The following is a 24,856-nucleotide window of genomic DNA, read 5'->3' as shown; positions in this document are numbered from 1 at the left end:
GCTGGGGTCAGGCGGGCGGCGCTACAAATACAGTCATTGACGACGTTTGATTACTGGCGAGTCATCCACCGGCGGTTCCCGCCGCCGGCCACATACGATCCGGAATGTTCCCGCATACCCTCGGATCGTTTCTTGCGGCGGTGTGCATTGGGTTTTTGCCTTGGATCGGCGTCCCCCGCCCAGGCTTCCCCCCAAACCCTTGCACACCGCCGTCTTCTTTTCTCCCCACGGGCGTCTTCAGAAACCGCCGCGCTTGACGCGGAGCCCCCTCGGCGGGCTTGAATGGGTGTCACAAGCCCCATGTCCCCGTTGCCGAGACCTCATCCCCGTGCGTCCCGTCGTTCTCTTCCCCCTGTTCCGTCCGGTGACGGCGCTCCCCGGCCTCGGTCCCCGGCTGGGCAAGCTCGTCGAAAAACTGGCCGGTCCGCAGGTCGTGGACCTGCTGTGGCACCTGCCCTGCGGCGTCATCGACCGCCGCTACGCCCCGAAGATCGCCGAGGCGCCGAACGGACGGATCGCCACCATGACGGTGCGCATCGATTCGCACGCCGCCCCGCTCAACTCCCGCCACCCCTACAAGGTGCGCTGCACCGACGAGACGGGCGTGCTGGAGCTGATCTACTTCCATGTGAAGGGCGATTGGCTGGAACGGCAGATGCCGGTCGGCGCGACGATGGTGGTGTCCGGCAAGGTGGAGTGGTTCCACGACACGCCGCAGATCACCCACCCGGACGCCGTGGTTCCGGTGGAGTCGAAGGACGAGATCGAGGCGGTGGAGCCGGTCTATCCGATGACCGCCGGGCTCCCGGCCAAGACGCTGCGCAAGGCCGTACGGGCCATGCTGACCGACGTGCCGGAGCTGCCGGAATGGCAGGACGCGGCGTGGCGCTCCCGCAACGGCTGGCCGACGTGGCACGAGTCGATCCGCCGCGCCCACACGCCGGAGGACGAGGCCGACCTCGCCCCGACCAACCCGATCCGCCGCAGGCTGGCCTATGACGAGCTGCTGTCGAACCAGCTCGCCCTGACTCTGGTCCGCATGCAGCAGCGCCGCCTGTCCGGCCGGGTCATCCAGGGCGACGGGCGGCTGCGCGCCAAGGTGGCCGCGGCGCTGCCCTTCTCGCTGACCAAGTCCCAGGCCGGTTCGCTGGAGGAGATCTACGAGGACATGGCGGCGGAGCGGCGGATGCTGCGCCTGCTCCAGGGCGACGTCGGCAGCGGCAAGACGGTGGTCGCGCTGATGGCGATGCTGAACGCGGTGGAGGCCGGCCATCAGGCCGCCCTGATGGCGCCGACCGAGATTCTGGCCCGCCAGCACGCCGAGAGCCTCGCTCCGCTGTGCAAGGCGGCGGGGGTGGACCTTGCCCTTCTGACCGGGCGGGACAAGGGCAAGGCGCGGCAGGCGGTGCTGGACCGGCTGGCCTCGGGCGAGCTGCCGCTGCTGGTCGGCACCCACGCGCTGTTCCAGGAGGACGTCGCCTTCAAGGACCTCGCCCTGGCGGTGATCGACGAACAGCACCGCTTCGGCGTCCACCAGCGGCTCCAGCTCTCCGCCAAGGGGCGGGCGGTGGACGTGCTGGTGATGACGGCGACGCCGATTCCGCGCACGCTGACCCTGACCGCCTACGGCGACATGGACGTGTCGCGCCTGACCGAGAAGCCGGCGGGGCGCAAGCCGATCCAGACCGTGACCATCGCGCTCGACCGGCTGGAGGAGGTGGTGCACGGCATCCACCGCAAGGTGCAGGAAGGCGCGCGGGTCTATTGGGTCTGCCCGCTGGTCGACGAATCGGAACAGACCGACCTCGCCGCCGCGACGGAGCGCCACGCCTTCCTGCGCGCCACCTTCGGCGACCGCGTCGGGCTGGTCCACGGCAAGATGCGCGGTCCGGACAAGGACGCGGTGATGGCCGCCTTTCAGGCCGGCAATCTGGACGTGCTGGTCGCCACCACGGTCATCGAGGTTGGCGTGAACGTGCCCGAGGCCACCGTCATGGTGATCGAGCACGCCGAGCGCTTCGGCCTCGCCCAGCTTCACCAGCTCCGCGGCCGGGTGGGGCGCGGCGAGAAGCCGTCCTCCTGCCTGCTGATGTTCGACCCGCAGCTGACGGAGACGGCGCGCGCCCGCCTGAAGACGATGCGCGACACCGAGGACGGCTTCGTCATCGCCGAGGAGGATTTGCGGCTGCGCGGCGCCGGTGAGGTTCTGGGCACACGCCAGTCGGGATTGCCGGAGTTCCGCATGGCCGATCTGGCAATGCACGGCGACCTGCTGGCGGCGGCACGCGACGACGCGAAGCTGATCGTGGACCGTGATCCGGATCTGGCCGGCGAGCGCGGTCAAGCGCTGCGAACCTTGCTCTACCTGTTCGAGCGGGACGCGGCGGCGAAGACGTTGCGGTCGGGGTGAGAGAAGCGCCGAAGGCTCTCGGCTCTCACGCCCGCTTGCGCTCGTCCAGCAGCGCGGCCTTCACCTCGCGGGGCTTGCGGTCGGGCGGGGTGACGATGCCGCCGGACATCACCAGCTTCAGCCCGTCCTCCACCGTCATGTCCAGGACGGTGACCTCGCGCCGCGGCAGGATCGCCAGATAGCCGGCGGTCGGCGGGGCGCAGGGGATGAAGACGTGCACCATCTCCTCCTCGGAGATCTTCTGGATCTCCGGATGGGCGCCGCCTGTGATGAAGCCCAGCGACCACATGCCGTGGCGCGGGAACTCCACCAGCACCACCTCGCGGAAGGCCTTGGACTTCTTGGCGAGCACCGTCTCGACGATCTGTTTCACCGCCCCGTAGACGGAGCGGACGACCGGCATGCGCTCCACCACCCCCTCGCCGATGCGCACCACCAGCCGCCCGACATAGCCGGCGGCGAAGGCGCCGATCAGGGTCAGCACGATGATCAGCGTCAGCACCCCGATGCCGGGGATCGAGAAGGGCAGGTAATTCTCGGGATTGTAGGCGGAGGGGATCAGCGGGCGCACATGCCCGTCGATGAAGGCCAGCAGCCACCAGCCGAGATAGACCGTGACCGCGATCGGCGCCGTCACCAGAACGCCCGCCAGGAAATAGGCGCGCAGCCGCCCCGTCAGCCCGATGCCGGCGGGCCGGTGGGACGTGCTCTCGTCCGCCGCGCTCTGGCTGTCCTGCTCGTTCCGATCCACCGCCCCACCCCCGAAAATCCGATGCCCGCTATAGTGATACAGGACATGGCTCCTGCTCAATCCACATCGACGTCTCGGCGGACGGGAAAGAGTCGCCGGGGAGAAAGCGAAGCAACTCCCTCCGGGGGGCTGGTCCGCCACCCCCGCGCGCATCACATCGCTGAGAATGACCCATCCCCCCCGCATCCTGTCGCTCGCCACAGCCCTGCCGCCCCATCGCCTCAGCCAGGAGGAGGCGCTCGGAGTCGCGCGGGCCGTCTTCGCACCGCGGATGCGCGACTTCGAACGGCTGGTGCCGGTCTTCGCCAACACCGGCATCGAGACGCGCCACGCGGTCATGCCGATCGACTGGTACCAGGAGCCGCACGGCTGGCCCGAGCGCACCGCCGCCTTCCGCGAGGGCGCCCTGGCCTTGCTGGAAGAGGCGGCGGGACAGGCGCTGGCCCATGCCGGCCTGAAGCCGCAGGACGTGGACGCCATCGTCTGCGCCTCGACCACCGGCATCGCCACGCCCAGCCTGGAAGCGCTCCTGCTGGAGCGCATGGGCTTCCGGCCCGACACGGTGCGGCTGCCGCTGTTCGGGCTGGGCTGCGCCGGTGGTGTGCTGGGGCTGACCCGCGCCGGGCAGATCGCCCAGGCGATGGCGGGGCGGACGGTGCTGTTCCTGGTGGTGGAACTCTGCACGCTGGCCTTCCGCTCGGCCGAGGCGACGCCGACCAACGTCGTGGCCAGCGCCCTGTTCGCCGACGGAGCGGCGGCGGCGGTGCTGCGCGCCGATGGGGAGGGCGAGGGGCCGCGCCTCGTGGATGGGGCGGAGCACACCTGGCCGGGCACGCAGGACGTGATGGGCTGGCGGGTCGAGGATGACGGGCTTGGCGTGATCTTCAGCCAGAGCATCCCGGCGCTGATCCGAAGCCGTTTGGAGCCGGTGCTCGACGGCTTCCTGGAGCGGCGGCGGCTGGCCCGCAGCGACCTCGCCGGGCTGATCGTCCACCCCGGCGGCGCCAAGGTGCTGCACGCGTTGGAGGAGGTCTGCGCCCCGGTGTCCGCCGGTCTGGACGACGCCTGGGCGGTGCTGCGCCGCTGCGGCAACATGTCGGCGGCCAGCGTGCTGTTCGTGCTGGAGCGGCGCATCGCCTCCGGCGCCCGTGGCTCCCACCTGATGACCGCGCTCGGCCCCGGCTTCACCGCCGCGCTGGCCCACATCGACCTTTAGGAGCGCGCGGAATGGAGACGCTGCCGCTGGGCTGGCCCCACGTCATTCTGCTGCTGGTCGCCGCCCAGCGTCTGGGCGAACTCGTCATCGCCCAACGCAACACGCGCCGCCTGCTGGCCGAGGGAGCGCAGGAGGTCGGGGCCGCCCATTACCCGCTGTTCGTCGGGCTGCACGCCGGATGGCTGGCTCTGCTGTTCGCCGTCGTGCCGGCGGACGCACCGATCAACGGCTGGCTGCTCGCTCTGTTCGTGCTGCTGCAGGCCGGACGGGTCTGGGTGATCGCCACGCTGGGGCGGTTCTGGACCACCCGCATCGTCACCTTGCCCGGCGCGCCGCTGGTGCGGCGCGGGCCGTTCCGCTGGGTCCGCCACCCCAACTATCTGGTCGTGGCGGGCGAACTGGCCGTGCTGCCCCTGGTCTTCGGAGTGTGGTGGATCGCGGCGCTGGCCACGCTGCTGAACGTGCCGCTGACCCTGCACCGCATCCGTGTGGAGGATGGCGCGCTGTCCGGACGGCGCGCGCTCAGGTCAGCAGGAAGCACAGCATCGTGACGCAGCCGGCGATGGCCGCCCCGTCCAGGTGGTTGGGGAAAGCGTGCCAGAAGGACTCGCGAGGCTCCGGTTCTTCGCGGTCCATCTCGTCCAGCCACAGGCCGGCGGGCAGCCCGCCGTTGGCGCGCTCCGCCAGGGCACCGGACAGATGGGCCATCGACACCGCCAGATAGCAGAACTTCACGAAGTTCAGGACGAAGTACATCGGCCCGCCGGCCTCGGCGATGGGATCGGTCACGCCGCCCATGGCCGCCACGGCGGTCGCCATGGCGATGGCCGCGGCGAAGGGGATGGCGACGACCGACAGCAGGCGCTGCGAATCCACACGGCCGGCGTTGGGAATCAGGCTGCGGGGAACGGGGCCGGAGGGCAGTTGGAACGACATGGCTCTCTCAATTCCGGTGGGCGCGTCCCGTCCGTTCTGCCGCCTTCAGGGTTAACGGGACGTTAGCGATACCCGTTGGAGGGAGGAGGTTCCACCTTTGCGCAGGCGCGGCTATGCTGCCGCCTGTGGCCCACGGCCGCCGACCGACAAAGGAGACATCGTGCCTGCCGACGCTGGACCGTCCCGGCTGGATGACATCACGCTGCTGAGCCCGCTTTCGGCGGAGGAGCGCGCCGCCGTGGCGCGCCAATGCCGTTGGCGCCGCTTTCACGCGGGTGAGCAGATCATCGACCATCAAGGGGACTCGCGGGACGTCGTGCTGGTGGTCGAGGGGCGTGTGCGGGTGCTGAGCCATTCCCCGGCGGGCCGCGAGATCAGCTTCGACGACATCGAGGCCGGCGGTTTCCTGGGCGAGATGGCCGCCATCGACGGGCTCCCTCGTTCGGCCGCGGCGGTGGCGCTGGACGAGGAAACGCTGATCGCCTTCCTGGCGCCCCAGCCCTTTCAAGAACTGGTGTCCGGTCACCCGGAACTCGCCATGGCGGTGATGAGGCGCCTGTGCCGGGTCGTCCGCATCGCCACCGACCGGGTGATGGAACTGTCGACGCTGGGCGCCAACAACCGTGTGCACGCCGAATTGCTGCGGCTCGCCAAGCGGGGGCGGGTGGAGGGGCAATTGGCGGTGATCGCTCCGATCCCCGTCCATGCCGACATCGCCAGCCGGGTCAGCACGGCCCGTGAGACGGTCGCCCGCGTGTTGAACGATCTCGCCCGCGACGGGTTGGTGGAGCGGCGGGCCGACGCGCTGGTCGTCCGCGACCTGCGCCGGCTGGAAGCGTTGGTGGAGGATGTCCGGGCCGGCGTCTGACGCGGTCCCGGAGACGGCCCGTCAGTCCGGCACGCCCAGGATGGTCAGGATCAGGGCGCGAAGCGATTCGGGATCGTAGGGCTTGGGGAGGAAATGCCACCCGGCGTCGCTGATCTCCGCCTTGGTGGCCGCGGATTCGTCGCCCGTGGTGATGATGACGGGCAGGTTCGGACCGATCTCCGCCAGGACCGTCCTGACCGATTCCGGCGCCTTTCCATGCCGCCCAAGATGATAGTCGGCGACCAGGATGTCAGGGAGCGCCGCGCCGTTCAGCGCCTCCAGAAGCGCGGCGGGGGTCGGGGCGCTGACCAGCAGCATGCCCCAATCCTCGAACAAGGTTTCCATGCACAGGCACAACACCATGTCGTCCTCCATGAGGGCGACCGTCAGTGTGCCGGAGCTAGCGGATCGGCCGGCGAGGAGGGCGTCGGTCATGCATTATCCAATGAACAGCGGGGGACCAGTGAACAACAGGACGGCAAATGCCGGCTGCCCGATCCCCTCCGTTCGGTCTGAGTGGCGAAGCCGTTTCGGGGTGGCCGCTGTCCATTCGGTGGTCTGCCCCCTCAGTTATCTAAGAAGGCAATTAAGATTCTATATCGGACCGCGCGCCACCGCATTGTCATAGGTTAATTGGACGGGGATATCGTCGGGGCGCGATGATCCGGTCAGTCTCCCGCGCGCTTGCGGTCGGATTTGGCGTCCAACGCGTGCTCCAACTGCTTGGGCGCCTGGATCAGGTGCAGGTACAGCTCGTCGAACTGGCCGACGGAGGCGAGCTGCTTCACGTCATGCACCGTGATCTGCTGGCCCGCCAGATCGATCAGCCCGATGTCGCGCAGCCGCCGGAGCGTCCGGTTGATGTGGACGATGCTGAGGCCCAGCGCGTCGGCCAGGATCTCCTGGGTGACCGGCAGGGTGAAGCGCCCCTCCTCGACCAGCCCGACGATGCTCAGCCGCCGCAGCAGTTCCACGATCAGGTGGGCGGTGCGCTCCAGCGCGGTGCGGCGGCCGACGCTGAGCAGCCGTTCGGCGATGATCGCCTCCTCCTTGGCGCCCGACCAGGCGAGGGCGGCGGCCAGACGGGGGAAGAGCTTGAACAGTTCGATGATGCGTTCCGGCTGGAAATTGGCGACTTCCGCCGGAGTCAGGGTGGTGACGCCATGGTCCGCCGTCTCGAACAGGTTGCAGTAAAAGCCGATGATGTCTCCGGGCAGGACAAAATTCACCACCTGCCGCCGCCCGTCGGGAAGCGCCTTGTGACGGATCGCCCAACCTTTGCGCATCACGCGCACGCAACCGTAGCGTTCGCCTTGCTGGAGAAGATCGGAGCGTGAGCCGTGTCGGGTAACATTGCGCTCCAATTCGTTGAGGAAGTTCTTTTCCTCGTCTGTCAGGCTCATGTAACTGGTGATCTTGCGCCCCAGTGGAGATGACGGTATGTTGGCCTGGGCGCGGGTCATTTCTGTTCCAGCCTTTGATCGTCCAATTGTTATGGCCCCGAAGCGAGTGCCACTGCCAGCCCAATTCCGGGCGGCCTCGAACGATTAAGCCAAACGATAAAACCATCTATAACATAGGTTAATGGGGGTTAGATTTTCTCGACCGGACAGGTGAGGGATCATATACAAAACTGTTGGTGGCATTGGCCGTATGGGGTTTTGAACGGTCGTCGGTGGTAACAGATCAGTGCGGGGGGCGGCATGGCGGCGGAGCGGGATGCGGCGGGACTGGCTGCCCTCTCGATTTGTGAATCCCTTATGCTCTCACTGGTGGAGCGCGGAGTTTTACGGCTCGAGGAAGCGCATGCTGCGCTTGAGGATGCCGCCGCCGCCCACCAGAATCGCGATCCGAAGGGCGAGGATCCCAATCTGCATCGTTTGGCGCTGCAAATCGTCGAGCGTCTGATGATTCAGGTGAACGCCACCCATCCCGCGTCGGCGCATGCTGCGGTCGGTCAGATGGCGGACAGCGGTTCCCAGGACTGAGCAAGCGCGGAGCCGGACGGGCAAAATGAAGAGAGCCCCGCCATCCTCTGGCGGGGCTCTCTTGATTTTGCCGTGCGACGGATGGGAGCGGTCAGTCCGCCCCGGCTCCGGCGGTTTCGGTCGGCTGCGGGCGCTGCTTGCCAAGCCCGATGTTCGGGAAGGCGTTGATCAGCGCGGTGATGAAGGCCGACAGGTAGGGCAGCGACTGCACCACCAGCAGGCCCGACCACATGAAGGCGTCGCGGTTCTCGTGGCCGAACACCAGCACGATGGCCAGGGCGGCGCCCCACAGACCCAGCAGGAGCGCGATCTCCTCCCGCGCCATCAAAAAGGCCTGCATCAGCGCCGGCTGGTTCTCGCACTTCGGCGTGCGGACGAAGGGACGGCCCGAGGTGAACATGCCCAGCCACATGGCGCGGCCCACCGTGTGGGTCAGCGCCATGCCGGCGATGGCCGCCCCGACCTTGTCCCAGAAGCCGCACTTCACCCGCGCCTCGTACAGCCAGAGCGAGGCGCCGACCTTGAAGGCGAAGACGCTGAGCGTCGGGATCATGAAGACGCTGGGCGGGAACTCGAAATATTTCGGGAAGGCCAGCAGGCCGAGCGACCAGATGATGCCGGCGATGCCGAAGATCATGTGGGCGGCGTCGGCGAACCAGGGCAGCCAGCCGGTGATGAAGTGATACTTCTGCCCGGCGGTCAGGCGCGGGCCGCCCGGCAGCAGGTCGCGCCAATGGTGCTTGAGGATCTGCACCGCGCCGTAGGCCCAGCGGAAGCGCTGCGTCTTGTAGGCGGAGAAGCTGTCGGGGACGAGGCCCTTGCCATAGCTCTCCGGCATATAGACGGCCTCATACTTGTGCTCGAAGAGGCGCAGGCCGAGGTCGGCGTCCTCGGTGATGCACCACTCGCCCCAGCGCCCGACCTCTTCCAGCGCCGACTTGCGGATGATGGTCATGGTGCCGTGCTGGATGATCGCGTTGCGCTCGTTGCGCTGGATCATGCCGATGTGGAAGAAGCCGGCGTATTCCCAGTTGATCATCCGCTGGAACAGGTCGTGGCTCCAGTCCCGGTAATCCTGCGGGGACTGCACGAAGCCGACCTCGGGCCGGTCGAAATGCGGGATGGTCGCCTTCAGCCAGTCGGGATGGACCTGATAGTCGCTGTCGATGACGGCGATGTGCTGGGCGTCCGGTGCCGTCTGGGCGAGGCCGAAATTCAGCGCACCGGCCTTAAAGCCCGGCCAGTTGTCCAGGTGGAAGAAGCGGAACTTCGGCCCCAGCTTGCGACAGTACTCCTCGACCGGGCGCCACACCGCCGGGTCCTTGGTGTTGTTGTCGAGCAGCAGGACCTCGTAGTTCGGGTAGTCCAGCCGGGCCAGCGCGTCCAGAGTCTCCATGACCATGTGCGGTGGCTCGTTGTAGCAGGGCACATGGATGGACACCTTCGGCGCGTTGGGCAGGGGGGCCGCCGAGCAGGGCTGGAACTTGCGCTTGAAGCGGTCCTGCCAGACGACCTCGGTCAGCTCGAGCCCGTCGATCAGCATGACGGCGAGCAGCACGAGCTGGCAGAAGACCAGGATGCCCCAGGCGATTTCCGTGGTGGTGGCGAGGCCGGCGACGCTGGCCGCGGTGAAGGTGAAGACCAGCACCGAGGACACGCCCTGGATCATCGCGCCGTAGAAGACCTGCCCGCCGAACTTCAGGTCGCCGCCGCGGCGCCACAGGAAGAAGACGAGCGGCAGGAAGCCCACCGCGATGGAGACGCCGCACATCAGCGGCCAGTTCCGCAGCTCCGTCACCTCGCCGATCATCGGGAACTTCGGCTTGCGCCACGCGTCCCAAAGGCCCCAGCTCGTGCCGGCGGTGCCTTCGATCTCGCGTTTCCAGGGCTGGTCGAAGGCCTCCATGATGAAGTAGTCGAGCTTGTTCTGCGCCGCGACGTTCAGGAAGGTGCGGATGAATTTGGCCTGGTTGACCTGGCTCGCCTCGGCGCCGCGGCGCCACGGGCCGTCCGCCGGCCAGCCGATTTCCGAAATCAGGATGTGCTTGTTCGGGAACTTGGTCTTCAGCTCGTTGTAGCGGAACATGGCGTAATCGACCGACTGGTCGGCGGGCACGCCTTCCCAGTAGGGCAGCAGGTGGACGGCCAGGAAGTCCACCGCGTCGGCCAGTTCCGGATGCTCCAGCCAGACGTGCCACGGTTCCGCGGTGGAGACCGGGACATTGACCTTCTTCTTCACGCGCTTGATGTATTCGATGGCCTGCGGGACGGTGATGTCGGCGCGCAGGATCGCCTCGTTGCCGACCAGGACGCGGCGGACGTTATTGTTGTCGCGCGCCAGCTTGATCAGGCCGTTGATCTCCGGCTCGTCGATCTCCGGCTTGCCGGCGATCCAGGCGCCCGCGGTGATCGGAATCCCGTACTTGCGGGCGATGGGCGCCGTCTGCTCCGACCCGTCGGTGGTGGAGTAGATGCGCACGCCCTTGACCGACCCCTCCAGGGCCTTCATGTCCTTCTCGATGTCCTCCGCCGAGGCCTTGTCGCCCTTGGACGGACTCTTGTCCGGGTGGAATGGCGTGTAGCCGACGCCGCTGATGGCGCCGCCCCAGGACCGTTCGGCGACCGGGCGGTTCCACAGCGCCCAGACTCCGATGTTGCCCAGGATCACGAGAAGAAGAGCCGCGATCGCCGACTTGCGCATGACCGTCTTTCTTTGTCCCAAACGTCTGCCGGCCGTCCTGGCTTGGTCCGCCCCGGCCGGGCATCTTTCACTTCAGCGAAGGGGTTCAACCGCATTGGCGCGCAGGGGGACTCGCCGCCCCGACACCGCCTTCGGACCGAACACCCGTACCCACCACCCTGGTTGCAGGACACGTCTCAATCCGCCGCGCGATCCGCATAAGCCGGAGGACCGAACGCCTCCGACCGGAACATCACCGGACCGAATAAAGATCGTGCGGCAGTTTATACATTTTTCCTAGTCCCGCAACCAGTCCCACTCCGACGCGCCGGTGCCCAGACCTGCAGCGGCGGCAATCCCCACTGGACGAACGCCCCATATGGGCGTTTTCTTCCGCGGACACCGCGAGGAAAACCTTACGGGCCGAAGGAAAGTCAGCACAGGGAAGACACGGGACCCCATGACGATGTTCCATCTCCACGAGCGTTTGCAGGCCGATACCGCCCTCATCGCCGAATGGCAGCTGTGCCGCGTCCTTTTGATGGACAACCGGGTGTGGCCCTGGCTGATCCTGGTCCCCGCCCGGCACGGCCTGACGGAGATCCACCAACTGCCCCGGGAGGACCAGCACCGGCTGATGGACGAGATCGCCCGGGCCTCGCGCACGCTGGAAACCCTGTTCGGCCCGGACAAGATCAACGTCGGGGCTCTGGGCAATCTGGTTCCGCAGCTTCATATCCATGTCATCGCCCGCTCCAAGGAGGACCCGGCCTGGCCGGGGCCGGTGTGGGGGTCGGGCTTCGCGGAGCGCTACGGCCCGGAGGAGCGGGACAGCCTTATCCGAAAGATCGGGGAGGGGTTGGGCCAAAAGTGAGGCCCGGCGAAGCCGAACGCGACGGCTCCCTCTCCCTTTGCGGCCAAGCGGAGGCGTGACGTTTCGCAGACTGCCCTGTTTATGCTCCCTGAAACATTCACCGATCAAAGGAGAGGGCACCATGAACACCGATCGCATCACGGGTGCCGGCAAGGAGCTGAAGGGCGAAGTCAAGAAGCAGGCCGGCGATCTGACCGGCAATCAGGAGCTGAAGGACGAGGGCCGCGCCGACAAGGCTGAAGGCAAGCTGGACAAGGTCGTCGGCAAGGTGAAGGACATCCTCAAAGGCGACAAGTGATGGGCACGGAGGAGCGGGGACATCGCAAGGACGATGCCCCGTCCGACGCCGCCCAGCGGATCGAGGACAAGCTCATCGAGGAAACCGGGCAGGCCTCGGGCGATCCCGACAAGCCGGTCCAGGAAAAGTTCGACGAATTGGGCGAGAAGCCCGAGATCAAGAAGAAGAGCTTGCGGGACTAAAGCGAATTTTCATTCGCTTTGGATTCACATGGCCTCATTTGCCGGCCGGGACCGCCGTCGCGGTCCAAAGCGGATTGGCATCCGCTTCAGGAATCGCCCCCTCCCATCCGGGAGGGGGTTTTTTCTTTGTCATTCAACGGTGATCCGGGCTTCGACCCGCACCGGGAAATTCACCGAATTGGCGATGAAGCATTTCTCATGGGCCTCGTGGTGCAGGGCCACCGCCTTGGCGGAATCGCTGCCGGGGGCGAGGGTGACCTGGGGGCGCAGGACGACGTCGGTGAAGCGTCCGCCGCCGTGCGCCTCCTCGGCCATCGTTCCGGCGGCCTCGTCCGTGTAGGCGGTCACCGTGACGCCGTTCACCGCGCACAGATGCAGGTACCACAGCATGTGGCAGGCCGAGAGCGAGGCCACGAGCATGTCCTCGGGATTGTAGCGCGCGGGATCGCCGCGGAAGGCCGGGTCGGACGAGCCGGGGATCGGCGGCTTGCCGGGGGCCGTGATCTCGAGGTCGCGGCTGTAGGCCTTGTAGCCGGCGGTTCCGCTTCCCTGATTGCCGGTCCAGGTCACCGTCGTGCCGTACCGGTGTTCGCGCCCTGACATTGGTCCCTCCGGATGTGTTTCCGGGAGGGTAACCGCGCTCACCGCCTCTGAAAAGAAAATGGGCCATAAAAAAAGCGGGAGGGCCGAAGCCCTCCCGCGATCTCAACGCTGCCTTGCCCGTCAGCCTCAGCTGGCTTCGGCGGCGCGGGCATGACGCTTGCGCTCGTTCGGGTCGAGGTAGCGCTTGCGCAAGCGGATGGACTTCGGCGTCACCTCCACCAGCTCGTCGTCGCCGATGTAGGACAGGGCGCGCTCCAGCGTCATCTGGATCGGCGGGGTCAGGCGGACCGCCTCGTCCTTGCTGGTGGTGCGGATGTTGGTGAGCTGCTTGCCCTTGATGACGTTGACCTCGAGGTCGTTGCCGCGGGTGTGCTCACCGATGATCATGCCCTGATAGACCGGAACGCCCGGATCGATCAGCATCGGGCCGCGATCCTCCAGGTTCCACAGCGCGTAGGCGACCGCGGTGCCGTCGGCGTTGGAGATCAGCACGCCGGTGCGTCGGCCGGCGATCGTGCCCTTGTAGGGCGCGTAGCCGTGGAACAGCCGGTTCATGATGCCGGTGCCGCGGGTGTCGGTCAGGAACTCGCCCTGGTAACCGATCAGGCCGCGCGATGGGGCGTGGAAGACGATGCGGGTCTTGTTGCCGCCCGACGGACGCATCTCGATGAGGTCCGCCTTGCGCTCCGCCATCTTCTGCACGACGGTGCCGGAGAACTCCTCGTCCACGTCGACGACGACTTCCTCGATCGGCTCCAGGCGCTGGCCGTTCAGCGGATCGGTCTTGAACAGCACGCGCGGGCGGCTGATGGCCAGCTCGTAGCCCTCGCGGCGCATCGTCTCGATCAGGATGCCGAGCTGCAGTTCGCCGCGGCCCGCCACCTCGAAGGCGTCGCCGCCCTCGGTGTCGGAGATGCGCAGCGCCACGTTGCCTTCCGCCTCGCGGAACAGGCGGTCGCGGATCATGCGGCTGGTGACCTTGTCGCCCTCGCGGCCGGCCAGCGGGCTGTCGTTGACCGAGAAGGTCATCGCCAGGGTGGGCGGGTCGATCGGCTGGGCGTTCAGCGGCTCGGCGACGTCCGGCGCGCAGATGGTGTCGGCCACGGTGGTGGTGGTCAGGCCGGCCAGGGCGACGATGTCGCCGGCGTGCGCCTCGTCCACCGGAACGCGCTCAAGACCGCGGAAGGCCAGCACCTTGCTGACGCGGGCGTTCTCGATCAGCTTGCCGTCGCGGCTCAGCGACTTGATGGCCATGTTGACCTTGACGCTGCCGGTCTGGATGCGGCCGGTCAGGATGCGGCCCAGATAGGGGTTCGCCTCCAGCGTGGTCGCCAGCATGGCGAAGGGCAGATCCTCTTCCACCTTGGGCGGCGGGACGTGGTCGCGGATCAGCTCGAACAGCGGGGTCAGCGTCTCGCGGGCGCCGTTCTCCAGGTCCGTGGTGGCCCAGCCGTTGCGGCCCGAGGCGAACAGGGTCGGGAAATCGAGCTGCTCGTTCGAGGCGTCGAGCGAGGCGAAGAGGTCGAACACCTCGTCATGCACCTCGTGCGGACGGCCGTCGGGACGGTCCACCTTGTTGATGACGACGATCGGACGCAGGCCCAGCTTCAGCGCCTTGCCCAGCACGAACTTGGTCTGCGGCAGCGGCCCTTCGGCGGCGTCGCAGAGCAGGACCACGCCGTCCACCATGGAGAGGATGCGCTCGACCTCACCGCCGAAATCGGCGTGGCCGGGGGTGTCCACGATGTTGATGCGCAGGTCGTTCCACAGGACCGACGTGCACTTGGCCAGGATGGTGATGCCGCGCTCGCGCTCCAGATCGTTGGAGTCCATGGCGCGTTCGGCGACCTGCTGGTTCTCGCGGAACGAACCGGCCTGCTTGAGGAGCTGATCGACCAGGGTCGTCTTGCCGTGGTCGACGTGCGCGATGATGGCGACGTTACGAAGATTCATGTGTCGGGGACTCTTAAATCCGCTTGGGGCTTCCGTTGCGCTATGCCGCCCCGACACCGCGGCTCGTCGGCCGCGCACAACAAAAAAACCCTCCGAATTTGGTCGGGGGGCTCTGCCGGGGAAACTGTTGCGACGCAATATAATGATCCGGCTTCATAACGCAAGCGGCGAGGTGAGGGAAACTCGCCCAAAGCGCCTATGCGGAATTTCCTTGCGCCGCGGCGACCGAATCATTGGCGTCTGGAACAAGGAATCTTACATGGTCGGTTGATGACCCGCCGCGTTTCCGCTTCCCGCCTCGCCATCCTCCTCCTGTCCAGCGCGCTCGTCGCCGTGCCGGGCGACCCGTCGCGCGCGCAGGACCCGGCGCCGGACGCCACCCCGCCGCCCGCGGCACAGGACGAATCAGGGCAGGATGACCCGACCCCCGACGCCCCCGGCCCGCAGATCCCCTACGAGGTGGAGTTCACCGGGCTGGACGACGACGACCTGCGCACCCTGCTGCGCGACAGCTCCTCGCTGGTCAGCCTGAAGGACGACCCGCCGCCGTCGGTGCTGGGGCTGGAGCGGCGGGCCGACAATGACCGGGAGCGGCTGCAGACGGCGCTGCGCTCCGCCGGCTTCTACGACGCGGTGCTCGACATCCGGGTCGACGCGGCGCAAACGCCGGCCAAGGTGACCGTGGCGGTGACGCCCGGCACGCCCTACCGCTTCAAGACCATCACCATCGCCTCCACCGACGGCGCGCCGCTGCCGGGCGGCGACGTGACGCCGGCCGACATCGGCCTGCCGGTGGGGGAGCGGGCGCGGGCGCCGCAGGTGGTGGACGCCCAGTCCGCGCTGCTGCGCCGGATGACCGACCGCGGCCACCCCTTCGCCACCGTCGCCGAGCGGCGGGTGGTGGTGGACCATGACGACCACAGCATGGACGTCACCTACTCGGTCGATCCCGGCCCGCTGGTGATGTTCGGCGACACCAAGATCGACGGGCTGGCCAGTGTCGACGAGACGCTGATCCGAGGGCGCCTGCCCTGGAAGCAGGGCGACATCTACAGCCCGGCCAAGGTCGACCGGGCGCGCCAGCAGATCGCCCAGCTCGACGTGTTCGACACCGTGCGGGTGCGGCTGGCCGAGGAGCCGGGGCCGGGCGGCGTCACGCCGGTGGACGTGACCCTGGCCGAGAAACTGCACCGCTTCATCGGGGCCAGCGCCTTCTACTCGTCGGAGGATGGCGTGGGCGGCTCGGCCTATTGGGGCCACCGCAACCTGTTCGGCGGGGCGGAGAGGCTGCGGCTGGGCGTCGAGGTCGGGCGGATCGGCGGCGACAACGGCGCCGCGCAGGGACCGCGCGGCAGCCTGGACCTGCCGGACATCCGGCTGTCCGCCAATTTCCGCAAGCCCGACTTCCTGGCGCCGCGCCAATCGCTGATCCTGGATTTCCAGGTGGCCTCGGAGCAGCCGCCGGCCTACGACCGGGTCGCCACCATCGGCTCGGCCTCGCTGGAACGGCAGGTGACCGACCAGCTCAAGGTCTCCTACGGCGTCTCGGGGGAGCGCGGGCGGGTGCGTTCCAACCTGCGGGAGTATCAGACCGGCTTCATCGGCGTGCCGCTCGGCGTCGCCTGGGACGGCTCGGACAATCTGCTGAACCCGTCCAAGGGCTACCGCGCCTCGCTGCTCGCCACGCCCTGGTTCCCCTACACCGGGGACAGCGATTCGCCGTTCACCAGCTTCCAGATCAACGCCTCAGCCTACCGCGACCTTGCCGACGACGGGCGCTACGTCGCGGCGGCGCGCATCGGCGTCGGCAGCACGGTGGGGGCGTCGCTGGACCAGGTTCCGCCGGACCACCGCTTCTATGCGGGCGGTGGCGGGTCGGTGCGCGGCTACGGTTTCCAGAAGGCCGGACCGCGCGATATCTACGGCGACCCGACCGGCGGGCGCTCGCTGTTCGAAGCCGGGCTGGAACTGCGCGTCAAGGTGACCGAGACCATCGGCATCGTGCCCTTCGTCGACGCCGGCACCGTCTTCGACAGCGCCTTCCCGGACTTCAAGGAGCCGCTGAAGGTCGGCGCCGGCATCGGCGCCCGCTACTACACCGATTTCGGACCGCTGCGCGCCGACGTCGCCTTCCCGCTGAACGCCGATTCCGGCGATGCGAAGTGGCAGCTCTATCTCAGTCTGGGTCAGGCCTTCTGATTCGTCCTTTCAACCGGTGATGCCGGTCCGGGTCGCATTTTTGCCACTTGGATCGGGATCGCCCATGCTCTTTCCCGTTATACCATTCGGGGAATGCCGCAACGGGGTGCGTGGTGTCGGTTTTGCGTCGTCTGATCGTTCTTCTTCTGGCCATCGCCGTCCTCAGCGGGGCGGTCCTGACGGAGGCCGCCCGCGCGGCCGACACCGACGGGGGCGGCTGGGGGCCGGCCAACGCCGTCCGGCGCTGGATCGCCCAGACCATCGAGAAGGCGGTCAACGGCCCGGACCTTCAGGTCAAAATCGGCACCATCGGCGGCGCCGTCCCCATCAACTTCACGATCTCGGACGTCACCGTCGCCGACCGCGAGGGCGTGTGGCTGCGGCTGGAGGATCTGCGCGTCAACCTCGCCCCGACCGCGTTGCTGACCGGGCGGGCCAAGGCCGACGCCATCGAGGCGCAGCGCGTCGTCGTGGAGCGCGCGCCGTTGCCCGCCGAAGGGCCGGAGCCACCGCCCGACCAGGGGCCGACCTCGCTGCTGCCCAGCCTGCCGGTGGGAGTCGCCGTGGACAAGCTGGCGATTGCCGAGCTGGTCCTGGCGGAGCCGCTGATCGGGCAGGAGGCCCGCCTGAAGATCGACGGGTCGCTGGACCTCGCGTCGGGCGGGTCGTCGCTGGAGGCGCATCTGAACGTCGACCGGCTGGGCGACCAGCCGGGCACGGTGGCGCTCGATGTCGCCTTCAACCCCGACGACAAGCGGCTCGACCTGAACCTGAAGGCGTCGGAGCCGGCGGGCGGGCTGATCGCCACCGCGCTGAACATCCCCGGTGCGCCACCGGTCAGCGCCTCGTTGGACGGGCAGGGCTCGCTGGACGATTGGAAGGGCACCTTCACCGCGGTGGCGGAGAACGCTGCCCGGCTGGCCGCCGACGCCACGATCCAGGCGGTGTCGGAAGGGCACGCCGTCACCATCGCGGCGACCGGCGACGTGGCGTCGCTGCTCGGCCCCGACATCGCGCCGCTGGCCGGTCCGCAGCCGGCGCTGAAGGGCACCGTGGTGGTCGGTCCGGACGGCGCCCTGACCCTGCAGCCGGTGGCCGTGGAGACCGCCGCCGCCACGGCCACCCTCTCGGGGCGCGTCGGCGCCGATCGCCGCAGCCTCGACCTGCGCTACGAGGTTCAGGCCGGGCCGGACTCCACCCTGCACGGCTTCGCCCCCGGCATCGCCTGGCGGGAGGGCAGCGTGTCGGGCACCGCCCAGGGCACGCTGGACGCGCTGACCGTGGTGGTGGAGGGGCTGATCCACGACCTTGCCGCCGATGACCCCGCCCTGGCCTCGGTCGCCGGGCCGGAGGTGCGGCTGGACGGGCGGGCGCTGATCAACGCCGACACCGGGGCGGTGGGAATCGACGGTGTGACCCTGACCACCGCGGCGGCCAGCGCCGGAGCGCAGGGCAGCGTGACCGGTTGGGGCCAGACCGCCGACGTGACGGTGTCGCTGAACGCCGACGACCTGTCGCGCCTCTCCGCCCTCGCCGGGCAGCCGCTGGCCGGGTCGCTGGCCCTGGCCGGGCCGATGCGCCGGCAGGAGGACGGCACGCTTACGGCCGGTCTCAGCGGCGCGCTGCGCGGTCTGCAGACCGGGACGCCCGCCGACGGCGTGCTCGGCCGCGACGTCAGCCTGGGCGCGCAGGCGGTGATGGAGCCGGGCGGCGCCATGCGCCTCACCGACCTGACGGTGGATGGCCGCAACGGGCGTCTGACCGGTGCCGCGGCCCTGGTGGACGGGGCTGTGGACGCGAAGACCCGCTTGGAGATCGCCGACCTCGCCCCGGTGGGCACCGCTGCCGGGACGGAGATGGCCGGTGGCCTGACGCTCGACGCGACGGCGAAGGGGCCGTTGGACAAGCTGGTGGCCGAGGCGGCGCTGCACGCCCGGAACCTCGCCGTGCAGGGGCGCCGCTTCGGCGACACGCGGCTGAACGCCACCGCGCAGAATTTGCCGGGCGCGCCGCAGGGGCGCGTCTCGGCCCGCACCGAACTGGCCGGCGCCGGATTGACCGCCGACGCCGCCTACGCGCTGGAGGGGCAGGCGCTGCGCATCAGCGATCTGGCCGTGGCGAACGGGCCGAACCGGATCACCGGGGCGGTGCGCGTGGCGCTCGACGCCATGACCGTGTCCGGCAAGCTCGACGGCAACCTGCCGCAGCTTCAGGCGCTGTCGGAACTGGCCGGCGTGCCGCTCACCGGGGCGGCGGGCTTCACCGTCGCGCTCGACGCGCCGAACGGCAAGCAGGCGGCCAACCTGACCGCCAACGCCACCAACCTGCGCGTCGAGGGGGAAGGGGGGCCGCTGTTCGCCGCGCGCCGCCTGACCGCCAACGCCGATGTCGCCGACGCGCTGGGCAACGCCAGCGGCAAGGCGCGCGTGGAGCTTCAGGACGGGGCCGCCGCCGGCAACGACCTGTCGCGGGTGACCGCCAGCGTCGACGGCTCGCTCGCCAAGGCCGCCTTCCGGGCGGAGGCCGCGGGGGCCGGGCGCGACCCGCTGGGGCTCGATCTGGCGGGGGAATTCACGCAGAGCGGTGCGCTGAACCGCATCCGGCTCGACCGACTCCAGGGCCGCTACAGCGGCGAATCCTTCCGGCTGACCCAGCCCGCCGCCATCGCCCTGGGCGAGCGGCGCTACGAGGTGTCCGGCCTGCGGCTGGTCAGCGGCAACGCCCAGCTCGCCGCCGACCTCGGCCTGAACGGAGAGCGGCTGTCGGGCGAGCTGCGGCTGGATCGCGTGCCGATGGCGCTGGCCCGGCTGGCGAACCCGACCCTTCGGCTCGACGGCACGCTGAACGCCCAGGCGACGCTCGGCGGCACCGTCCGCCGCCCGCAGGCCGACGCCACGGTGCGAGTCGCCAACCTGAAGGCGCAACAGACCACCCAGGCCGGCGTGCCGGGCCTGAACGCCACTGTCAACGCGCGCTGGCGCGACGCCCGTCTGTCGGTGGACGGCGACGTCGCCACCGGCAACAACGCCGGCCGGGTGACCCTGACGGCCGCCGCACCGCTGGCGATGAACCCGGACACGCTGGCCTTCTCGGTGCCGGAGCGCGGGCGGCTGGAGGCGGCGCTGCGCGGCGCCATCGACGCCTCGCTCGCCAACGACCTGCTGGCGGCCAGCGGCGACCGGGCGCGCGGCACGCTGCGGCTGGACGTCAGCGTCGACGGCACGGTGGCGGCCCCGCGGCTGGGCGGCACGGTGACGTTGGCCAACGGGCGTTACGAGAACCGGGCGAGCGGCGCCATCATCAGCAACATCGACGCCCGCATCGTCGGCGACGGCGACGTGTTCACCATCCAGAATTTCCGCGGGCGGACCACCAACGGCGGCGAGATCAGCGCCCGCGGCGTGATCCGCCCCGCCGCAGCGGACCCGCAGCAGCAGCTCGACCTCGTCATCCAGGCCGACCGGGCGCGGCTGGTGCAGAACGATCTGGCGGCGGTCACCCTCGGCACCAACCTGACCCTGACCGGCAGCTTCCTGAATCCGCGGCTGGCCGGTCCCGTGCGGATCGAGCGGGCGGAGATCCAGATCCCCAACCAGACCCCGCCCAACGTGGTGGACCTGAAGGTCGTCGAGGTCGGCAAGGGCCGCAAGGCGCAGCCGGTCAGCCTGAAGAACGGGCAGGCCGGCGATGGACAACCCGCGGCGCCGGAGCCGGCCTTCGCGATGATCCTCGACCTGACGATCAACGCGCAGAACCAGATCTTCGTGCGGGGCCGCGGGCTGGAGGCCGAGTTCGCCGGCCAGCTCGCCGTCAAAGGCACTTCCAGCCAGCCGCTGGTCAGCGGGCGGTTGAACATGCTGAAGGGCGAGCTGGACGTCCTGGCCAAGACCTTCGTGTTCAAGCGCGGCATCATCGAGTTCGACGGCGGTCCCGCCATCGACCCCCGGCTGGACTTCCTGGCGGAGGCCACGGCCAACGACGTGACCGCCCAGATCCTGGTCACCGGGACCGCCGGACAGCCGAAACTGGAGCTGACCTCCCCGCAGGGCTTGCCGCAGGACGAAGTCCTGTCCGCCGTTCTGTTCGGGAAGTCGGTCGGCAACCTGAACGCCGTGGAGGCGGTCCAGCTCGCCCAGTCGGCGGCGACGTTGGCCGGCTTCGGCGGCGGCGGACCTGGCCTGATCGGCAACCTGCGCCGCGGTCTCGGCATCGACCGGCTCGAATTCACCGGCGGCGCCGACGGCAAGGGCGGGGCGGTGGAGGCCGGACGCTACGTCAGCGACCGCGTCTATGTCGGGGTGGAGCAGGGCATCGGCGCGAACCAGAGCCGCGCCACGGTCGAGGTCGACATCACCAAGAACATCAAGGCCCAGGCGGATGTCGGCGCCGATTCCGACACCCGCGTCGGCGTCAAGTGGGAGTGGAACTACTGACCGGTCCGGCCAGCCCCCCGCATTCGCGGGTTGCTTGCCGGCGCTGGTCATCGGCGCAAGAGCCCCCATATCGAGCAAGGATGAAGGCCGGCCGCCAAGGCTCCGGTCATCGGCGAAGGGGGAGCGGTTGCGCGCTGCCAGAAGGATTCCCTACGTCAACCAGGGCATCGTCCTGGCCTGCACGCTGGCTTTCGTGCTGGGTCTGCCGCCGGAATCCCTCGCCTTCGTTCCCGCCTATTTCTTCGGGACGGTGGAGACGGCCGGGCCGCTGCCGACCTGGGCGGTGTGGCGCGGGCTGTTCGGCCATGTCCTGATCCACAGCGACATCGTGCATCTGGTCAGCAACATGCTGGCGCTCTGGGCCTTCGGCGGTGCGGTCGAGCTGGCGATGGGCAGCCTGCGCTACCTGCTGTTCTTTCTCCTCTGCGCCGCAGCGGGGGCCATGGTGGAGGGGGCCTTGGCCGTCGATCCCATGGCGCCGCTGGTCGGGGCGAGCGGGGCGATCTGCGGGGTGATGGGAGCCTTCCTGCTGCTGCACCCGCAGGCCACGCTCGGCGTGACGCCGGGGCCGCGCGTTCCCGCCTCCTTCGTGGTGGGCAGCTTCCTGGCGATCAACGTGGCGATGACGCTGATGCCGCCGGCTCCGGGCTCGGGTCTGGGCGATGTGGCCTGGGCCGCCCATCTCGGCGGGTTCGGCGCGGGGATGGCGCTGGTCGCCCTGTTCCGCCGCCCCGGCGTGGCGCTGTGGAGCGTCGCCCGCCTCGGCACCGCGGCGAAGGCCGCCGTCTATCTGACGCTGGTTGTGGTTCTGCTGCGAACGCTGTGACCTCCTCCGCCGTGACGGTTGCCGCCGTGACGGTTGCCGCCGTGACCGTTGCCTTTGCCGGGCCGGGGCGGAATACTGCGCCCTCCCATTGACGGAGGCATGTGACTATGGCGCAAACCGGGTCCGCGCCGGTGCTCGGCGTGATCGGCGGCAGCGGCGTCTACGACATCGACGGATTGGAAAACCAGCGCTGGGTGAAGGTTGAAACGCCGTTCGGCGACCCGTCGGACGAGCTGCTGACCGGCGAGTTGAACGGCCAGACGCTGGTTTTCCTGCCGCGCCACGGCCGCGGCCACCGCATCCCGCCGTCCGAACTGAACTTCCGCGCCAACATCTACGCGCTGAAGGCGCTGGGCGTGACCGAGATCCTGTCGGTGTCCGCCGTCGGCTCGCTGAAGGAGCATCTGCCGCCGGGCACCTTCGTGGTGATCGACCAGTTCATCGACCGCACCTTCGCCCGCAACAAGAGCTTCTTCGGCACTGGTCTGGTGGCGCATGTGGCGCTGGGCCATCCGGTCTGCGGGCGGCTGGGCGACCTGATCGAGGAGGCGTTGGTGGAGCTGAAGGTTCCGCACCAGCGCCGCGGCACCTACATGGTCATGGAAGGTCCGCAATTCTCAACCAAGGCCGAGTCCGAGCTGTACCGGAGCTGGGGCTGCGACGTCATCGGCATGACCAACATGCCGGAGGCGAAGCTCGCTCGCGAGGCGGAGATGTGCTACGCGACCGTCGCCATGGTCACCGACTTCGACTGCTGGCATCCGGAGCACGACCACGTCACCGTCGACGCCGTCATCCGCGTGGTGGTCGCCAACGCCGACAAGGCGCGGTCACTGGTCAAGACGCTCGCGCCGAAGCTCCAGGTGCGCGACGGGCAGTGCGCCCAGGGCTGTCACACCGCGCTCGACCACGCGATCATGACCGCACCGGACAAGCGCGACCCGGAGATGCTCAAGAATCTCGATATCCTCCTCGCCCGCGCGCTGGGCTGAGGACGCCAACGGAAAAAGCCGCGGGCCCCGGCGTGCGTCCGGGGTCCGCGGCTTTTTCCTTGGATCGGTCTGAAAGCCTCAGTGGCGGGTGCGCGCCGGGGTGACGTAGACGCCGTCCCAATCGACGCCGAACAGCGCGTCGTCGCCGGCTTCCTCCACCAGCTCGTCGTAATCGCTGATGTCGATCAGGCCGAAGATCGAGGCGGTGCCCGAGGCGTCCAGATCGCAGGTGATCACTCTGCCGGCGAACTCGACGGAGGTGAAGAACACCTCCGGCAGTTCCATGCTGTCGAGGTCGGCGGACACCGCGCACTCGATCTCATGAACGAGGCGCGAGGAGAGGGAACCCCGCAGTTTCGCCGCCTGGGAGGCCCAGACGATCTTCTTGACCCGCGCGGCCGGGCGGTTGTCGGTTTCGCCAATGCCCTCGTCGGGCTGGGCGGCCATGGCGATCATCCGGGAAACCAGGTTCGACGGGCTGGGCGCACGCATAGAGACCTCCGTGAAGAACGAGCGCAGAGTCACCCGACGTCGGTTAACGGGGACTTAAATCCGGACGTCACGGATGGCTTACCTCTTATGCGTAATGGTCTATGACCGGTCAGGCCGTCAGCGCCGCGTAAGCGGCCGCCAGCCGCGCCGCTGTGACCGCGTTGTTCCGGATCAGCGCCATGTTGGCGGTCAGGCTGCGCCCGCCGGTGATCCGCTCCAGCGCGGCAAGGAGAAAAGGCGTGACGGATTTTCCCGTGATTCCATGATGTTCCGCATCCTTTAGCGCCTGCGCGATGGCCCGCTCCATGGCCTCGCCATCCAACGCGTCGGCCTCCGGGATGGGGTTGGCGAGGACCACGCCACCCTCCAGCCCAAGCTCCCATTTGGCCCTCAGGATCGCCGCGACTTCGTGCACGTTGTCACAGCGATGAGAGACGGGCAGACCAGAGTTGCGGCTGTAGAAGGCCGGAAACGCGTCGGTGCCCAGACCCAGGACGGGCACCCCACGGGTCTCCAGCACCTCCAGCGTCTTGGGCAGGTCGAGAATCGACTTCGCGCCCGCGCAGACGACGCAGACGCTGGTGCGGGCCAACTCGTCGAGGTCCGCCGACACGTCGAAACTGGTTTCGGCGCCGCGGTGCACCCCGCCCAGGCCCCCCGTGGCGAAGACGGCGATCCCGGCCAGCCTTGCGGCGATCATCGTGGCGGCCACCGTGGTGGCGCCCGGCACCCCGGTCGCCAGCGCGACGGGCAGATCGCGGCGGCTCAGCTTCATGACGTTGGTGCCGCCCTTGGCGAGCCGCTCCAGAGCCTCACCGTCCAACCCGACGCGGATGCGCCCGTCGAGAACGGCGATGGTCGCTGGCACCGCCCCTTCGGCCCGCACCGCGTCCTCCAGCGCCGTCGCCGTTTCCAGGTTCTTCGGGTAGGGCATGCCGTGGGAGATGACGGTGGATTCCAGCGCCACCACGGGCCGGCCCCCGGCCAGGGCGGCGGCGACTTCGGGCGTCGGGGACAGGCGGTGGTGCATGGTCGGAGTCTCCCTGGTTCTCCCGCATCCTGCGCTGTGCTCCGCGCCGGCGCAACCGGAGGAATCGGAATTTTGTCCTTTCGCGAGGGCGGCCTATATTGCAGGGCATGCCTGCACAAAGCCCC

At 68.8% G+C, this 24,856-nt stretch carries 21 protein-coding genes; 12 read left to right on the top strand and 9 right to left on the bottom strand.

Going from position 1 to position 24,856, the window contains the following annotated elements:
- Window positions 1-328 precede the first annotated feature (328 nt).
- A complete protein-coding gene (gene recG / locus DXK32_RS01505) occupies window positions 329-2,410 on the top strand; it encodes an ATP-dependent DNA helicase RecG (RefSeq protein WP_114856889.1) in 2,082 nt (693 codons plus the stop codon).
- Window positions 2,411-2,435: 25 nt separating this feature from the next.
- Here recG and DXK32_RS01500 read toward each other — a convergent pair whose 3' ends face one another.
- The gene (locus tag DXK32_RS01500; RefSeq protein ID WP_114856888.1) at window positions 2,436-3,161 is read right to left on the bottom strand and encodes a DUF502 domain-containing protein; all 726 of its coding nucleotides are present in this window, start codon (window positions 3,159-3,161) and stop codon (window positions 2,436-2,438) included.
- A gap of 166 nt (window positions 3,162-3,327) precedes the next feature.
- On the opposite strand from DXK32_RS01500, the gene DXK32_RS01495 reads away from it, so the two are divergent.
- A complete protein-coding gene (locus DXK32_RS01495; protein ID WP_114856887.1) occupies window positions 3,328-4,377 on the top strand; it encodes a type III polyketide synthase in 1,050 nt (349 codons plus the stop codon).
- 11 nt (window positions 4,378-4,388) lie between these two features.
- Window positions 4,389-4,928, top strand: coding sequence for an isoprenylcysteine carboxyl methyltransferase family protein (locus tag DXK32_RS01490; protein ID WP_114856886.1), 540 nt, complete (start codon window positions 4,389-4,391; stop codon window positions 4,926-4,928).
- Here DXK32_RS01490 and DXK32_RS01485 read toward each other — a convergent pair.
- Entirely contained in the window at window positions 4,900-5,313 is a 414-nt protein-coding gene (locus DXK32_RS01485; protein WP_114856885.1) for a hypothetical protein, read from the bottom strand. The two genes, DXK32_RS01490 and DXK32_RS01485, sit on opposite strands and share 29 nt — an antisense overlap.
- A gap of 160 nt (window positions 5,314-5,473) precedes the next feature.
- Between DXK32_RS01485 and DXK32_RS01480 the strand changes: the two genes are divergently transcribed.
- Entirely contained in the window at window positions 5,474-6,181 is a 708-nt protein-coding gene (locus DXK32_RS01480) for a Crp/Fnr family transcriptional regulator (RefSeq protein ID WP_114856884.1), read from the top strand.
- Between the two features lie 21 nt (window positions 6,182-6,202).
- Here the strand turns inward: DXK32_RS01480 and DXK32_RS01475 are convergent, their stop codons facing one another.
- Both DXK32_RS01475 and DXK32_RS01470 read right to left on the bottom strand, forming a co-directional pair.
- On the bottom strand, window positions 6,203-6,616 hold the full coding sequence (locus DXK32_RS01475; protein ID WP_114856883.1) for a response regulator: 414 nt from the start codon (window positions 6,614-6,616) through the stop codon (window positions 6,203-6,205).
- Window positions 6,617-6,849: 233 nt separating this feature from the next.
- A complete protein-coding gene (locus tag DXK32_RS01470) occupies window positions 6,850-7,584 on the bottom strand; it encodes a Crp/Fnr family transcriptional regulator (RefSeq protein ID WP_247876923.1) in 735 nt (244 codons plus the stop codon).
- 300 nt (window positions 7,585-7,884) lie between these two features.
- Here DXK32_RS01470 and DXK32_RS01465 point away from each other — a divergent pair, with 300 nt between their 5' ends.
- Window positions 7,885-8,169 (top strand): hypothetical protein, encoded by a 285-nt coding sequence (locus tag DXK32_RS01465; protein ID WP_205215613.1) that lies wholly within the window; start codon window positions 7,885-7,887, stop codon window positions 8,167-8,169.
- Between the two features lie 91 nt (window positions 8,170-8,260).
- Here DXK32_RS01465 and DXK32_RS01460 read toward each other — a convergent pair whose 3' ends face one another.
- Window positions 8,261-10,870: a glycosyltransferase family 2 protein gene (locus DXK32_RS01460; RefSeq protein WP_114856881.1), complete on the bottom strand. Its 2,610-nt coding sequence runs from the start codon at window positions 10,868-10,870 to the stop codon at window positions 8,261-8,263.
- A gap of 439 nt (window positions 10,871-11,309) precedes the next feature.
- Here DXK32_RS01460 and DXK32_RS01455 point away from each other — a divergent pair, with 439 nt between their 5' ends.
- The 3 genes from DXK32_RS01455 (at window position 11,310) to DXK32_RS01445 (ending at window position 12,203) form a co-directional block, all read left to right on the top strand.
- Window positions 11,310-11,723, top strand: a complete 414-nt coding sequence (locus DXK32_RS01455; RefSeq protein ID WP_114856880.1) for an HIT family protein — start codon at window positions 11,310-11,312, stop codon at window positions 11,721-11,723.
- 121 nt (window positions 11,724-11,844) lie between these two features.
- Window positions 11,845-12,021, top strand: a complete 177-nt coding sequence (locus DXK32_RS01450) for a CsbD family protein (protein WP_114856879.1) — start codon at window positions 11,845-11,847, stop codon at window positions 12,019-12,021.
- Window positions 12,021-12,203, top strand: a complete 183-nt coding sequence (locus DXK32_RS01445) for a hypothetical protein (protein ID WP_114856878.1) — start codon at window positions 12,021-12,023, stop codon at window positions 12,201-12,203. The genes DXK32_RS01450 and DXK32_RS01445 overlap by 1 nt, the downstream gene beginning before the upstream one ends.
- Before the next feature lie 129 nt (window positions 12,204-12,332).
- Here DXK32_RS01445 and DXK32_RS01440 read toward each other — a convergent pair whose 3' ends face one another.
- Complete coding sequence (locus tag DXK32_RS01440; RefSeq protein ID WP_114856877.1) at window positions 12,333-12,806, bottom strand: OsmC family protein; 474 nt, start codon at window positions 12,804-12,806, stop codon at window positions 12,333-12,335.
- Between the two features lie 126 nt (window positions 12,807-12,932).
- Window positions 12,933-14,759: a translational GTPase TypA gene (typA, locus tag DXK32_RS01435; RefSeq protein WP_114856876.1), complete on the bottom strand. Its 1,827-nt coding sequence runs from the start codon at window positions 14,757-14,759 to the stop codon at window positions 12,933-12,935.
- Window positions 14,760-15,029: 270 nt separating this feature from the next.
- Here typA and DXK32_RS01430 point away from each other — a divergent pair, with 270 nt between their 5' ends.
- The 4 genes from DXK32_RS01430 (at window position 15,030) to DXK32_RS01415 (ending at window position 23,209) form a co-directional block, all read left to right on the top strand.
- Window positions 15,030-16,958, top strand: coding sequence for an autotransporter assembly complex protein TamA (locus tag DXK32_RS01430; RefSeq protein ID WP_247876922.1), 1,929 nt, complete (start codon window positions 15,030-15,032; stop codon window positions 16,956-16,958).
- 113 nt (window positions 16,959-17,071) lie between these two features.
- Window positions 17,072-21,391 (top strand): translocation/assembly module TamB domain-containing protein, encoded by a 4,320-nt coding sequence (locus tag DXK32_RS01425; protein ID WP_114856978.1) that lies wholly within the window; start codon window positions 17,072-17,074, stop codon window positions 21,389-21,391.
- A gap of 127 nt (window positions 21,392-21,518) precedes the next feature.
- Window positions 21,519-22,217, top strand: coding sequence for a rhomboid family intramembrane serine protease (locus tag DXK32_RS01420; RefSeq protein WP_114856875.1), 699 nt, complete (start codon window positions 21,519-21,521; stop codon window positions 22,215-22,217).
- A gap of 107 nt (window positions 22,218-22,324) precedes the next feature.
- Window positions 22,325-23,209, top strand: coding sequence for an S-methyl-5'-thioadenosine phosphorylase (locus DXK32_RS01415; protein ID WP_114856874.1), 885 nt, complete (start codon window positions 22,325-22,327; stop codon window positions 23,207-23,209).
- A gap of 78 nt (window positions 23,210-23,287) precedes the next feature.
- On the opposite strand, the gene DXK32_RS01410 is transcribed toward DXK32_RS01415, so the two are convergent.
- Both DXK32_RS01410 and DXK32_RS01405 read right to left on the bottom strand, forming a co-directional pair.
- On the bottom strand, window positions 23,288-23,701 hold the full coding sequence (locus DXK32_RS01410) for a hypothetical protein (RefSeq protein ID WP_035674528.1): 414 nt from the start codon (window positions 23,699-23,701) through the stop codon (window positions 23,288-23,290).
- 109 nt (window positions 23,702-23,810) lie between these two features.
- On the bottom strand, window positions 23,811-24,731 hold the full coding sequence (locus DXK32_RS01405; RefSeq protein WP_114856873.1) for a pseudouridine-5'-phosphate glycosidase: 921 nt from the start codon (window positions 24,729-24,731) through the stop codon (window positions 23,811-23,813).
- Between the last annotated feature and the right edge of the window lie 125 nt (window positions 24,732-24,856).

The sequence above is a fragment of the Azospirillum brasilense genome (assembly GCF_003349955.1).
In the GTDB taxonomy this organism is placed as follows: Bacteria; Pseudomonadota; Alphaproteobacteria; order Azospirillales; family Azospirillaceae; genus Azospirillum; species Azospirillum brasilense_B.
Note: the sequence above shows the minus strand (reverse complement) of the source record. Positions and strands in the feature narration are given on the sequence as shown.